This is a genomic window from Acidobacteriota bacterium (assembly GCA_019347945.1).
GTDB lineage: Bacteria > Acidobacteriota > Thermoanaerobaculia > Gp7-AA8 > JAHWKK01 > JAHWKK01.
Window position 1 is genome coordinate 26,108 of record JAHWKK010000021.1, and the last position, 13,319, is coordinate 39,426.

The following is a 13,319-nucleotide window of genomic DNA, read 5'->3' on the forward strand; positions in this document are numbered from 1 at the left end:
TCACTCGCCACACGGGTTTACTGCAGCGAGCGAATCGAAGCGACGTACCAACGGTCGTCGCGGCTCTGAAGCGTGATGTGGACCTCCCGCGTCTGGGCGCTGTTCTCGATCTGGACTGACCATCGGCCATTGATGTGATACTGGTTCTGAGCACTCACTTTACGAGCATTCATCACTTCGAAACCAGTCGGAACCGCGCGGCTGAACAGCTCGTCGAGGACATACGACGCCTGATCGCGCCCGAAGAAGCCGGATTCGTTCACAAGCCCGGGAAACTCGAGCATCACCTGGTCTCCGATTCCGTTTACGATCGGATGGCTCTCCCCACGCTCGAACCCTCGTGTCAGGCTCGAGACCGCCAGGTCCAGCTCACGGAAACCATCCGCGTGCGCAGCAACTGCTGCGACGAGAGCGACGATAAACAACAGGCTCTTTTTACGCATTCGAGGCTTCCTCCTTCACTGCACAACCATTCGTGCCGCATGCCTATTCTAATTTACAAAATAACTCATGTTTCTGGAATAGTTTACGGCGGAAGCGCGCGTTCGACGCCGATCCTCGACCGACCTCTGCCGAAGACAATTGTCCTGATCAAGGGTCGGGAATAGATCAATCTATGCATTATTGTGCATGAATGCAATGAATGACTCATGCCGCCCATTCGATGTCGAATCCGCTGCCGAGATGCTTCGCGCCCTCGCCGAGCCGAACCGGCTGCGACTGATCGCGGGGATGACCAGCGACGATACGGGGGGTGCGCCGGTCGGTAGTCTCGCCGAGTGCTGCTCGATCGACCTTTCGGTCGTATCCCGCCATCTCAAAGCCCTCAGGGAAGCAGGGCTGGTCTCGTCCGAGAAACTCGGGCGGGAGGTCCGCTACTGCTGCAATCGCAACGAGGTCGTGGGATTGCTCCGCGATCTCGCCGACTGGATCGAGAACTGCTGCCCCGGACTCGAGGCGGCGGAGAAAGGAGAAGGAACATGAGCTGTTGCACGAGTGGTACTGGCTGCTGCGACGGAGATTGAGCCTCCGTTTTGATTCGAAATTCAGCCGGAGAGGCGCCCTCCGGCTGTCGATTCGAGCTCTGCTGCAGCAATCCCCAGTGTTCGGGCCTGTTCGATGAAATCGGACGGGAGCGGAGCCGCGATCACCAGGTCCTCGCCCGATCTGGGATGCTTCATCGTCAGCCGCAATGCGTGAAGCATCGGCCGGATCTCGTCGTCCCGAGTACCGTAGAGCCAGTCTCCGATCAGCGGATGACCGACGGCCGCGAGATGGACGCGGATCTGATGAGTCCTGCCGGTATGGAGGGTGAGCTCGAGAACCGACGCCCGTCGAGAGCTTTTCAGCGGCCGCAGGCTCGTGGTCGCGCGCCTTCCGTGGGGCCGCACCCCGAAGGTAATCGGGCCGATCCTGGCAATCGGAGCGTCGATCGTCTGTGAGACCGTGACCTCCCCCTCGACGAGCGCGAGATACGTCTTGCGAATTTCCTTCCGCTCGAATGCTCGATTGAGCTTCGCGTTGAGCTCCTTCTGCTTGGGAAAGAAGATGACGCCGGTCGTTCCCCGATCGAGCCGCTGGAGGAGGTACGCGGTCTCTCCGGCCGTTTCGAGATGATGTCGGACGGCGGCATGGAGATCCGGCTCGGATGGATCGTGAGCCTGCTGGCTCAGCAGTCCCGCCGGCTTGTCGACGAAGATCAGATCGTCATCCTCCCAGAGAATCCGGAGATCGCTCATTCGTCATACAGGAGGAACTCGCGACGATCTGCGGCGAACGTGGTGAGATCGTCGTTCCAGCTCTCGATCCAGTCCGCAAGGTCGCCACCCTCTTCGACGATGCTGCGATAGCGGTCCGTGCCGGCGAGAAGGTCGATTGCGAGCCGGTCGGCTTCGAACTCGTATGGCTCCTTCCTCCAGTCGAAGTTCTCGGGGTCCATGTCCCGCGCCGTCTTCACGCACCACAGACCGGTGCGATAAGGCTCGAACACCCTCCGATCGGTCACGTGAAGCTCCACACCGCCGCAGACCTTACCGGCATGCTTCTGAAACGTCGGCAGAAAATAGTGGGGACGAAATCGAATCCCAGGGAGGTCGAGGCGGTTCAGACGTCTGGCGAGCTCGAAGGCATCCAGCCATGGTGCACCGAAAAATTCGAACGGATGCGTGGTTCCTCGTCCCTCCGAAAGGTTCGTCCCCTCGACCAGGCACATGCCCGGGTACACTGCAGCGGTATAGACGGTCGGCATGTTCGGGGACGGAATCACCCAGGGAAGGTCGGTATCGCCGTACCACATCGCCCGCTTCCATCCTTCCATCGGGACGACTTCGAGATCGCACCCGAGATCGAACTTCGCGTTGAAGTAGCGAGCCAGCTCTCCCGCCGTCATTCCGTGACGCACGGGAAGCGGGAACAGGCCGACGAAACTCTGATAGCCCTCGCCCCGAATGTTTCCTTCGATGTGAATCCCATCGATCGGATTGGGGCGGTCGAGCACGACGATCCGGACTCCCAGCGGCGCGGCGGCGCGCATGCAGAGCGCCATCGTGTAGATGAATGTGTAATAACGGGAGCCGATGTCCTGGAGATCGATCACGAGGACGTCGAGGCGCCGGAGGATCTCCGGGTCCGGCTCGAGCTTCTCCCGCGTGGAGCCGTAGAGCGAATGGACAGTGAGGCCGGTCAGCGGATCCTTCGTGTCGGCGACGTGGTCCATGTCCTGAGCTTCGCCCCAGATTCCATGCTCGGGTCCGAAAAGCTCGGTCAGCTTCCAGCCTCGGCCGTTGTAGAGCAGGTCGAGCGAGTGCCTCAGATCGCTCGTCACCGCACTCTGATGGGTCACCAGGCCGATCTTGGACCCCATGATCGTATGCGGATCGTCGAACAGCACCTCGAGCCCGGTTCGTACTCTCTGCCTCATTCATTAAGTCTCCTCGGCCGCCTGACTCTGCGGCTTTCGTACCGCCGGGATCAGACGGAAAGACGCGCCAGTGAATCGATTGCGGTCTTCTCGTCGGCTCCCGGAATCTCGGCGAACTGGACCTCCAGCCCGGTCAGCAATTCCCGAAAGCGCCTGGTGATGAGATCCCGGTCGGCCTCCGGATCCCGAACGCCGTCGGGGATCATCTCCATCGAAGGGAGCAGCATGTAGAGATCCGCACGCCGCTTGCTCGCTTCACTCTCGATCCACTCCGGACACGATCCGTAGTAATGCCGCGCATACACAATGGTGGAAAAGAGATCCGTGTCGTGAAACACGATCCCTCCCCGAGCGGCTGCCACTGCTCGATCGATCAGATGAATCTGTCCGATCGCGATCGGCGGGACGTCCCGTGCCTCGAGCGGTCTTCCCAGATCCCGGGCGTACTCGCGCGCAAACTCACCGCTCCAGACGGTTCCAAAGATCTTCGCCAGCCGGGCCGCGAGCGTCGACTTGCCGCTGCACTCGGGACCGACGAGCGTCACCCGCCGCAGCTCCCGCGCCGCCATCACGCCGGCCGCTCTCCGATGAGGGTTTCGTACCCCGCCGCTGCTCTTGAATCCCGCAGAGACTGCTTCCATCTGAGGAATCCGATGACCGCGAGGACGAGCAAACCGACGTGGAGAATCGCCGTCGGAATCAAATCGCGGTTGATGAAGAGAGCGACGTAGAAGACGTCGACGACGATCCATATGATCCAGCTCTCCAGATGTTTCTTCGCCGTCATCCATTGAGCGACGAGACTGAAGCTGACCAGCGTCGAGTCGGCCCAGGGAACCGCCGCGTCCGTGTACGTCGACAGAACAGACGCGAGCGAGACCGCACCGATCGCTCCGAGTCCGAGCGCGACCACCAGCGGGAACCGCGGAATTCTGGTCACGCGCAGAACGTCGGCCTCAGTCTCGCCTCGCGTCCACAACCACCATCCGTAGATCGCGAACAGCCCGTAGAGAAAGTAGAGCCCGGAATCCGCGTAGAGCCGGGCCCGGAAATAGACGACCACATACATCGCCGTACTCACCAGCGAGACCGGCCAGCACCAGACGCTCTGCCGGGAGGTCAGCCAGATCGCGACCGCGGTGATGATGGCCGCGGAAACCTCGAAGAGGGACAACCCAGCCACTTCACAGCCGCCAGTCGAGTGTCAGCGAAAAACTCCTGCCTGACAACGGGTAGTAGAAAGCGATGCCATCGATCGACCTCGAACCGCCCGAGTCTTCGATCAGAAAGGGATAGCTGTAGCCGCTCGGCTTGAAACGCTCTTCGTCGAGCAGATTGCGAACGCTCCACCGGAGGCGCATTCCGTCACCCAGCCACCGGTCGAGCGCGACATCTCCCTGGAGGTCAGCGATGAAGTACGCTGGTGTCACCAGATCCGGATTCCCCGTGTTGTCCAGCTGCGACTCGCTCACCCACCGCGCCAGGAGCTCGGTGCGCAGCCCGTCGTACGGCCGCCACTCGACTGCCCCGTTCAGGATCGTTTCCGGAGTCAGCAGTGGCTCGACATCACGATGAACTATCGGGACCGTTTCGACGAAACCGAAGTTTTCGTCGTAGACGTCATAAAACTGCTCCCACTCGCGAATGCGATTCCGGCTGAAGCTGGATGCGCCACTCACGCTCCAACGGTCGCTGAGCATCCAGTCCACCTCCAGCTCGAGACCTCGACGGGAGGAGCGGTCGACATTGCGCCGCGTCGGCAATCCGATCTCCGAGAGCTCTCCGGTCAGTGCGATCTCGTCGCGAAACTCCATCGCGTAGACATTTGCAGCGAGCCTCAGAGCTGCCGTCACGTGATCGACGCCCAGCTCGACGTCCACGACACTCTCGGGACGGACGGCCCGCAGATCGTAACGGATCGAAGCATTGTCTTCGCCGAAGAGCATGTCGCTTCGAGCCGGTTCACGCTCGGAACGTCCGATCGAGCCGTATGCCGAGACCGCGGGCGTCAGCTGGTAGCGGGCCCCGACTTTCGGATTGAAAAATGTCCAGTCGACACTACCGAGATCGAGATCGCCGATGTACGTGAATGACGCCCATCTCACCTGGCCATCGCCAAAGAGGGTCCAGTCCCCCACCTTTCTCGAAAGCTTCACGAATGCATTCGCTTCATTTTTTTCGGCGGTGTTCAGGTACTGGCGAGCGCCCTCGATATGAAGCTGATGATCCCGCGTGAAATCGGTCAGGTGGAACCCGACGTCGACGTTCGTCGCTCCTCTGATTTCGTTGTAGACCCCGATCAGACCAATCTGATGACCATCGATCGAAAACCGGAGCACCGAATCGGGCACCGCCACATCGAACCATCCATCGGCTCCGTTGTAGTAGGCGGTAGCCGAGACGGTTCGCGTCTCGCTCAGCGGGCGGATCAATTCGACCTTCAGCAGGTCCTGTCCGAAATCGTCGCGATCGTCGGCCCCGAGTGGATTGAAACGGCGATTCCCTTCGAGAATGTCGTCCTCGACCGCCAGATACGAAAGCTCGCTCTTCTCGTTTCCCGAGAATCCGAACACACGAACGAGGGTCTCGCCCACCGTCCCGTCGAGCCCACCCCAGAAGGCGACCTGCTCGACTCCCGAGTTGTCGCGGTAGCCGTCACTCTCGTTCAGGGAGATGCTCGAATAGCCTCTCCAGTCATCGAGAAAACTTCCCGTATGCCAGGCGACCCTTGCGCGACGATGGTCGAACGAGCCGAGCCCGACATAGCCGTCGATCCTCGAGTCATCGGCGGGAGTGAGCGATAGGAAGTTGACCGACCCGCCGAACGAAGGCGAACCGAGCGTGGAGGTCCCGACGCCCCGCTGCATCTGCAGCGAGCTCGTGTTCGACGCCAGATCGGCAAAGTTCGCGAAATAGATCGCGTTCTCGGCTGGATCGTTCAGCGGTACACCGTCCAGTGTGACGTTGATTCGCGTCGTGCCGATTCCTCGTATCGAAAAGTACGAGTAGCCGCTTCCACCCGAACCGGCGTCCGCCCAGCTCACAACCGAGGGAAGTCTCTCGAGAAGCAATGGAATGTCCTGTCCCCGATCGTTCTCGAGAATCTCCTCACGGGACATCTCGCTCGACGCTACCGGTGCCTGATCCGAGGCGCGGATTGCCGTGACGGTCACAGACTCCCGATATCCGGCAGAACCCTCGAATCGAATCTCCAGGTACTCATCCGGATTGTCGACGCTAATCCTCTCCGTGATTCCGCGGTACGACACGGTCAGGACATCCACGCCAACGACGGGCAGCATGAACGATCCATCCTCCCCAGTGGTTCGTGTCACTCCCGCCGCACTGACTCGCGCACCTTCGACGCCGAGTCCTGCGCCGTCGATTACCCGACCGTTCAGTCCGCTCTGAGCAACGGACGAAAGAGAGAACGCGAGACTGATGCAAAGAAAAGAAAAAATCGAAAGCCGCTTCATCTTCACCTCCGAGTCGTTTTGGCCGGAGACTCAGAGATGATTCGCTCTCTTGCCTTTCCCTACGCCGGTTCAAACCGGATCAGGTTCTAAGGGTTTGATCTCAGGCCCGCATGGGCCACCCCCAAGGCTCCCGCCATCCATAAGAACCCAACTCGATCAGAGTGCGGGTTGTTCCAGACTCCGTCTACACGACTGAGCCGAAGCGAATCGAAAGCTCACCGACTCACTCCTCGTGCACGGTCTTTCCTGCAAGGAGGTCGAGGGCATGGGGAACGAGCTCGATCACCGCCTCGAGATTGTCGATTGCTCCCGCGCGGCTTCCGGGAATATTAATGATGAGCGAGTCCCCGGCCGCCCATCCTCCCGCTCTGGACAATGGCGCCATCGGGGTCTTCTCCAACGAGCGGTCTCGCATCAGCTCACCGAACCCCGGAATCAGACGGTCTCCGATCCGCGCCGTTGCTTCGGGTGTCACGTCACGGGCGGAGATACCCGTTCCACCGACCGTCACCACGAGTCTGATCTCCGGCGTTCGCACTGCCGCGATCAGAGCTGCTTCGATCGCCTCGACGTCGTCGGGGACCACGACGGCATCCGCACAGTCGTACCCGCGCGAACGGAGATAGTCGACGACATCAGGGCCCGAGAGATCGTCCATCGTTCCGCTGCTCACACGGTCCGAGCACGTGATGACCACAGCCTCGGGCTTCTGCGCCGGCCGGCTCATCCTCTGTAGACGACCGAGTTGTTCTCCGTCTCTCGAAGCCTGATCTCGTCGAGTCGCACGCCGTCGAGCTCGCCCGATAGACGGTTCCAGAACGCTACGATGAGATTCTCCGCGGTCGGATTGATCCCGAGGAGGAAGTCGACGTCGACGTTCAGGTTGCGGTGATCCACCTCGTCGATGATCACACGGCGGACCACGTCCTTGAGATCCTTCAGATCGATGACCATGCCGGTCACTGGATCCACCTGCCCCTTTACGCTGACCTCGATCGTGTAGTTGTGTCCGTGCCCGGCCGGGTTGTCACACTTGCCGAAGACTTTCTTGTTCCACTCGTCGTCGAAATCGTCGTTGTGCAGCCGGTGAGATGCCGAAAACTGCAGCCGCGCGGTAACCCCCACTTCAGTCACGTCATCCCCCCTTGCTCAACACTGTTCAGGCCGGACATCCGCTCCCGGATCTCGGCGCGCCGGCCATCCAGAACCCTCAACGAGTTGCGATACCGAGGATCGGATCGCAGATGCTCGAAAAGAGGACTCGTCTCGATCGCTCCGGCATGCGGCTCCGCCGCCTCGGCTGCCCGCTGGATCGCATCGAGTGTTCCCCTCGTGTCCCGCATCAGACTTCGTATTTCGGCAATCCGCGTGTAAGGCGAATCGTACCAGCTGGCTCCGCTGATCGCGTTCTCGATCAGCCTCTCAGCCTCGGAATTGTCCCCCGAGTCAGCAGCGATGTATGCCGCGAGAAGCGACGTTTTCGGCTCCGCGCCGAGCCCGCGAAGTTTGTCGAGCTCGAGGTTCGCGACCGGTCTCGATCTCCGAAGGATCCCGATCCGCCCTACGCGAAAAGCGAGCTCCGGGTCGTTCGGATCGAGCTTCTCCGAGTCGTAGTATTGATTGACCGCCCCCCTGAGGTCGCCATCCCGGGCCGCGAGATCACCGGGATGAAGGCCGAGCGACCCATGCAGGTCGACCAGGCGCATGAAGATCCCGTCCTCTCGCGCGAGCAGAGCGGCATGCGCGAGCCCCTTCCGTGCGGTCTCGGCATCCGAATTCGCTTCGTAAATTCTCGCCCAGGCCCCTACTGCATCCGAAACGAGCCCGTATTGCAGACTCCTTCGGGCAATCTCATTCCAGATCTTTTCGCCAGCGCGCGTGATCTCGGCGGCTCGAGCCAGCGCCTCGACCTCTCTCGACGGCGTTTCGCTCGACGCATACAACCTCGCCAGGCGCAGCCACGAAAGGTAATCGCCGCTCTGCTCGGCCTCCGTTCGGAGGCTGGTTGCAAGCCGCTCGAGATTTCCGCTCGGATCGAACGAGCGAAGATAGGCCTCGCTGGCCGGGCTCGTGACCGGAGGGATCGTCCGCCGAAAGCCGAGCGCTTCCGCGATCCAGGTGACGATCTGATCGGCCGCCAGGACCGGGTCGTCCACCGGCACGGGCGGGCTCGAAGCGGGACGGCCCTCGATCGTGGCCTGAATCATCGGCGCAGCCGGCTCCCCCGGTTCGATCGCCTGATCGCCATCCGGCTCGAATCGTTGAATCCGGATCTCGAGAACACCTGATGACGCCTCCGCGACAACATCTGTCGCCGGCTCCAGCATGAGCATCATTGCGACAGTTTCGACGACGACTTCGCGAGCGTCCGCCTCTGCGCTTTCGATCGCCGCATCCCTCGTAAGGAACAGTCGGAACGCCTCCGCTTCCTGAGCGATCCGATCCCCCGTCTCGCTACCAGTTTCCAGCTCCGCTCCTCTTTCACTCGCCGGGCGGAGAACGAGAAACAGGACGGCCACGACGGCAATCAGAACCACTCCGGCAATCCCGGCGATCATGAGGCTGCGCCTGCGACCACCCGTTGTTCCGGCCGTCGGAGCTGCGGAAACCGAGGCTCGCGGCGGGCGAGCCTGTCCCGCCACGGGCTTCGGAGGTTCGGCCGGGCTGACGGCGGCGGCTTGCGGCGCCGCTGCGACGACGAACGTCCTGCCGACGAGGGTGCCGAGCTCGCTCTCGACGTCGAGACCGGTCTCCGCGGCAATTTCCGAGGTGGTCACGAACTGTCCCGGTTTGATCGCATCGAGAACCAGAAGCGACGTTCGGAGCGCTTCACCGCCGATGGTGAAATCCCTGTCGACCACTTCCCCATCGCCGACGACGACCTTCAGGTCGGACGATCCTTCCGCAGTCAGCGTTTCCTGGTGGATCCGGCGGCTCGCCGCGATGGCTTCCCGATTGGTCGCGAACTCGGCGATGACGATTGGCCCGGTCGTCTCGACGATCTTTCCACCGGTCAGATAGATGCTCTGACTCACGACATCCCCACCGGGGGAAGATGTCTGGTCGGAGAAGCCAGTCGTGTCCGCCACGAGTACGGTAGCGCGTCGACCCATTTGTCCGATCCTAAACGATCTCGATCAGGTCTGCACCCGATTCGACCGTCTGGCCGTCGGTTACGAAAACACTCTCGACTGTGCCATCTCGCGTCGCCCGGATCTCGTTTTCCATCTTCATGGCTTCCAGCACGACGAGGGGGGCGCCTTTTTTGACCGAATCACCCTCGGCCACCAGCACGCGAGTCACCCGCCCGGGCATGACCGCACGAATCCTGCTGTCTCCCTGGACGTCGGATTCCCTGAGCGATCGTTGCATTTGAAGCGGGTCGCGCACCTCGACGCCGACTCTCGCGTTGTCGAAAAAGACGTGGTGCGACGCACCATCTCGAGCATCCACTACGGCGTACTGGCGTCCATCGCCTAAACGGATCGAGACGAGAAGGTCGTTCGCCTTCAGAAAGTCGACCTCGTACTCCGTGTCGCCGACCTTCGCATGAAATCCGTCCCCCGCTCTCGAGATCTCGACTGGAATCAGATCCTCCCCATGTTTCGCAACGAGTTTCATGGACGCCTTCCCGACACCGACATCAGCCGGGCCGATCGTCTCCAGGCGGAATCCTTCCGCACGTCGACCTGAACACGCTCGGCGTTCTCCAGCTCTCGAATCGCGGAAACGATGATCGCGACATCGCGAAGCTCCTCCTCCACCCCGGATGCCCTCGTCAGCGCGTCGAGCATCCGATCGATGGTCCCGGTATCGAACTCGCCGCGCCTGAAATCGCTGTCATCCATGAGCCGGAGATAAAAGGGAATCGTCGTCTGGATGCCATCGACCCGGTACTCTCCGAGTGCTCTCTTCATCCGGGCGATCGCTTCATCACGACTCTTTCCCCACGTGATCAGTTTGGAAAGCATCGGATCGTAGTGGAGCGGCACCTCATATCCGCTGTAGACGCCGTTGTCGTTTCGAACGCCTGGGCCCTGCGGCAACATCAGATTCCGGATCAGACCCGGCGACGGCGCGAAGCCCGAGAACGGATCTTCGGCATAGATTCGCGCCTCAATCGCGTGCCCCGACATCGTGACGTCCTGCTGGCGAATCGTCAGACGCTCTCCGAACGCGATTCCGATCTGCTCTTTGACCAGATCGATGCCCGTCACGAGCTCGGTGACCGGATGCTCGACCTGAAGCCTTGTATTCATCTCGAGAAAGTAGAACTCACCGGAGCTCGCCCGCAACAGCTCGATGGTCCCTGCCGAGTCGTAGTCGACTGCTCGCGCGGCGCGAATCGCAATCTCACCGATCTCCGCACGGGTTTCCTCGTCGAGAACTGGCGAGGGACATTCCTCGATGACCTTCTGATGCCTTCGCTGGAGCGTGCACTCCCGCTCGCCGAGATGGATGATGTTCCCGTGCTTGTCTCCGAGGACCTGGACCTCGATGTGGCGGGGGGCCTCGAGCGCTTTCTCCGCGTAGACGGCGGAATCACCAAAGAACGCGAGTGCCTCGCTGCTCACACGCTCGAAAGCCGCTCTCAGACTCTCCTCATCGCCAACGACACGCAGTCCTTTCCCACCACCCCCAGCACTCGCCTTCACCATGATCGGGTAGCCGGACTCGCGCGCGAATGAAACGAGATCCTCGACCGATTCCACCGGCTTCTGAAGCCCGGGAACGATCGGAACTCCCGCCGCCGCCATCCGGGTACGACTCTCGGTCTTCGACCCCATGGCGCGGATTGCCGATGACGACGGGCCGATGAAGACGATGCCGGCTTCGGCGCATGCGTCCGCGAAGTCGGCGTTCTCTGCCAGAAAGCCGTATCCCGGATGGATCCCGTCCGCACCACAACGTTTGGCAACTTCGATGACGCGGTCGATCCGAAGGTAGCTTTCCGAAGAGGGCGCGGGCCCGACGGGAAAAGCCTCGTTGGCATAGAGCACGTGGAGAGACCGGCGGTCCGGCTCGGAGTAGATCGCGACCGACGAGTGGCCGAGCTCGCGGCACGCGCGTATCACCCGGAGCGCAATTTCGCCCCGATTGGCGATCAGGATTTTCAACTCTCGTCTCCCGACCGCCTGTGATCGACCTCCCCGGCGCGCTCCAGATACGATTCGATCGAGCGGCCGAGCGCCAGCCGGTCGACGAGATTCTCGGTCGAGTCGAACTCCTCACGCTTCCGCTTCGCTTCCGCGAGATAGTAGGCCCTCAGCCCCGCCTCGATTCCGAGCGACGGATACTTGTCGCGCAGCGCGCGAAGCCAGTCTTCAGTCTGCTTTCGCTGGCTCTCGTCGCCGGTGCCGGTCTCCAGGTCCTTCAGCAGCTCCGCAACGACCCCTTCGAGCACATCCCCGTTGGGCAACCCGGTCTTCTTCGACTCTTTGTCGGCCATCAGCCCCTCCGCCGCCGTAGTGTACACAGAGCGCGCCTGTCCCGTTCATCCCACCGGAATCCAATCCCTGATCGGTTCGTAACCCATCGACGCGAGCCGCGGCGCAATCAGCTCCCGCGCACCGTAGTTTCGAACGTAGACTAGAACGAACGGGCGCGGCGTCCGCGAAGCGAGCCACTGCGGGGCGTGAACCGGGATACCTCCAGCCTCGCGGCCGATCTTGCGGGGATCGACGTCGATCCAGGATTCAATCGAAGGACCGGAGAAGATGTCGCGCGCGCTGCCGGGTCCTACGTCCTGCGCCCCAGATCACCAGCGGCCGCGAGCCTGCGATACGAGGATCCCGGGCAAGATGACGCGCTCGCAGCCGGTCGAAGGCTTCGCGTGAATAGCGAGGATCAACGCGGGAAGTCCGATCCGGTCGCTCACGCCAGTGAACCAGCACCTCTTTGCATTTCCTCATCTCCAGTCCCTCCGCATGCATCCGCAACCAGAGCTCGTAATCCTCTGGAAACGGGCCATCGCGATATCCACCAATTGCATGGAACATCTCGCGGCGAAACATCACCGTTGGATGGGTGAACGGAGATTCGAAGAAGATTTCGAAACCGATCTCCTCGGGGGTGATGATCGCGTTCTGCCAACGCTCGTATTCGCGGTATCCGGCACGGAGAAGCTTGCGGGGGAAGATCCGAACCCGGGAAGCGACCAGGGCGGTTCTCGGATTGTCGTTCAGGGCTCCGGCCTGAACCTCGAGCCTGTCCGGAGTCATCAGGTCGTCGGCATCCATCCGGGCAACCAGAGGTGCGCGCGCACGAGAGAAGCCGTACTGCAGAGCGGCGACGAGCCCGTTTCCATGATTCGACGACAATCTGATCCGTCGGTCGACAGCCGCCGCGGCGCGGAGAATCGAGGCCGACCCATCGCTCGATTGATCATCGATTGCGTGAAGCTCCCAATCGTCGATCGACTGGTCGAGGATCGATTTCAGCGAATCCTCGATGAATTTTTCTTCGTTCCGGAACGGAAGGACGATCGAAATCCGGGGATTCAGTCGGGAAGAACGGTTTTTCATCGTTGGCACCCGGACCATACAATGAGATTCGATGTCGAACCTCACTCCCGAGAAGCTCGAACAATTCCGAGAGACGCTTCTGCTCGCGAAGGCCTCCGCGGAAGCGCTTCTGACGCAGACGTCAAACTCGCAACCGATCGAGCGGAGCGGATCGGCGATTGGGCGGCTGACTCGGATGGATGCGATCCAGATGCAGGCGATGGAGCAGATGAGCCGAGGCCAGCTCCAGGTCCGGCTCCAGCAGATCGAAGCCGCGCTGAAATCATTCGATCGCGGGACTTACGGAATGTGCCGCCTCTGCAAGGAGCCGATCGGAATCCACCGTCTCGAGGCTTTGCCCGAGGCGCCGTTTTGCGTTTATTGCCAGGAGGGTTTCGAATAAAAGTCACCCGCGAATCC

The 13,319-nt window shown here is 61.4% G+C and carries 14 protein-coding genes, 1 pseudogene and 1 riboswitch; of the genes and pseudogenes, 2 read left to right on the top strand and 13 right to left on the bottom strand.

Features of this window, described 5'->3' with window-relative positions:
• Positions 1-17: 17 nt before the first annotated feature.
• Positions 18-443, bottom strand: a complete 426-nt coding sequence (locus tag KY459_12790; protein ID MBW3565595.1) for a DUF4783 domain-containing protein — start codon at positions 441-443, stop codon at positions 18-20.
• Positions 444-639: 196 nt separating this feature from the next.
• On the opposite strand from KY459_12790, the gene KY459_12795 reads away from it, so the two are divergent.
• Positions 640-984 carry a metalloregulator ArsR/SmtB family transcription factor gene (locus tag KY459_12795; GenBank protein ID MBW3565596.1) on the top strand — a complete coding sequence of 115 codons (345 nt, stop codon included), beginning with the start codon at positions 640-642 and terminating at the stop codon, positions 982-984.
• A gap of 62 nt (positions 985-1,046) precedes the next feature.
• Here KY459_12795 and KY459_12800 read toward each other — a convergent pair whose 3' ends face one another.
• From KY459_12800 to KY459_12855, 12 genes and pseudogenes are all read right to left on the bottom strand, one after another.
• Positions 1,047-1,739, bottom strand: a complete 693-nt coding sequence (locus KY459_12800) for an RluA family pseudouridine synthase (protein ID MBW3565597.1) — start codon at positions 1,737-1,739, stop codon at positions 1,047-1,049.
• Complete coding sequence (locus tag KY459_12805) at positions 1,736-2,920, bottom strand: DUF1343 domain-containing protein (GenBank protein ID MBW3565598.1); 1,185 nt, start codon at positions 2,918-2,920, stop codon at positions 1,736-1,738. Before KY459_12805 ends, KY459_12800 begins: the two co-directional genes overlap by 4 nt.
• Before the next feature lie 50 nt (positions 2,921-2,970).
• Positions 2,971-3,489, bottom strand: a complete 519-nt coding sequence (locus tag KY459_12810) for an ATP-binding protein (protein ID MBW3565599.1) — start codon at positions 3,487-3,489, stop codon at positions 2,971-2,973.
• Positions 3,489-4,103, bottom strand: coding sequence for a nicotinamide riboside transporter PnuC (pnuC, locus tag KY459_12815; GenBank protein ID MBW3565600.1), 615 nt, complete (start codon positions 4,101-4,103; stop codon positions 3,489-3,491). Before pnuC ends, KY459_12810 begins: the two co-directional genes overlap by 1 nt.
• Before the next feature lies 1 nt (position 4,104).
• Positions 4,105-6,222, bottom strand: a complete 2,118-nt coding sequence (locus KY459_12820; protein ID MBW3565601.1) for a TonB-dependent receptor — start codon at positions 6,220-6,222, stop codon at positions 4,105-4,107.
• Positions 6,223-6,435: 213 nt separating this feature from the next.
• Positions 6,436-6,529, bottom strand: a riboswitch (TPP riboswitch).
• A gap of 90 nt (positions 6,530-6,619) precedes the next feature.
• Positions 6,620-7,123: a MogA/MoaB family molybdenum cofactor biosynthesis protein gene (locus KY459_12825; protein MBW3565602.1), complete on the bottom strand. Its 504-nt coding sequence runs from the start codon at positions 7,121-7,123 to the stop codon at positions 6,620-6,622.
• Entirely contained in the window at positions 7,120-7,530 is a 411-nt protein-coding gene (locus tag KY459_12830) for a 6-carboxytetrahydropterin synthase (GenBank protein MBW3565603.1), read from the bottom strand. The genes KY459_12825 and KY459_12830 overlap by 4 nt, the downstream gene beginning before the upstream one ends.
• Positions 7,527-9,509: a hypothetical protein gene (locus tag KY459_12835; GenBank protein ID MBW3565604.1), complete on the bottom strand. Its 1,983-nt coding sequence runs from the start codon at positions 9,507-9,509 to the stop codon at positions 7,527-7,529. The genes KY459_12830 and KY459_12835 overlap by 4 nt, the downstream gene beginning before the upstream one ends.
• Positions 9,510-9,519: 10 nt before the next feature.
• Positions 9,520-10,017 carry an acetyl-CoA carboxylase biotin carboxyl carrier protein subunit gene (locus KY459_12840; GenBank protein MBW3565605.1) on the bottom strand — a complete coding sequence of 166 codons (498 nt, stop codon included), beginning with the start codon at positions 10,015-10,017 and terminating at the stop codon, positions 9,520-9,522.
• Positions 10,014-11,513 (bottom strand): acetyl-CoA carboxylase biotin carboxylase subunit, encoded by a 1,500-nt coding sequence (locus KY459_12845; protein MBW3565606.1) that lies wholly within the window; start codon positions 11,511-11,513, stop codon positions 10,014-10,016. The genes KY459_12840 and KY459_12845 overlap by 4 nt, the downstream gene beginning before the upstream one ends.
• Positions 11,510-11,845, bottom strand: coding sequence for a hypothetical protein (locus KY459_12850; protein ID MBW3565607.1), 336 nt, complete (start codon positions 11,843-11,845; stop codon positions 11,510-11,512). Before KY459_12850 ends, KY459_12845 begins: the two co-directional genes overlap by 4 nt.
• A gap of 45 nt (positions 11,846-11,890) precedes the next feature.
• Positions 11,891-12,920: pseudogene (locus KY459_12855) on the bottom strand (glycosyltransferase).
• 31 nt (positions 12,921-12,951) lie between these two features.
• On the opposite strand from KY459_12855, the gene KY459_12860 reads away from it, so the two are divergent.
• Positions 12,952-13,302: a TraR/DksA family transcriptional regulator gene (locus KY459_12860; protein MBW3565608.1), complete on the top strand. Its 351-nt coding sequence runs from the start codon at positions 12,952-12,954 to the stop codon at positions 13,300-13,302.
• Positions 13,303-13,319 lie beyond the last annotated feature (17 nt).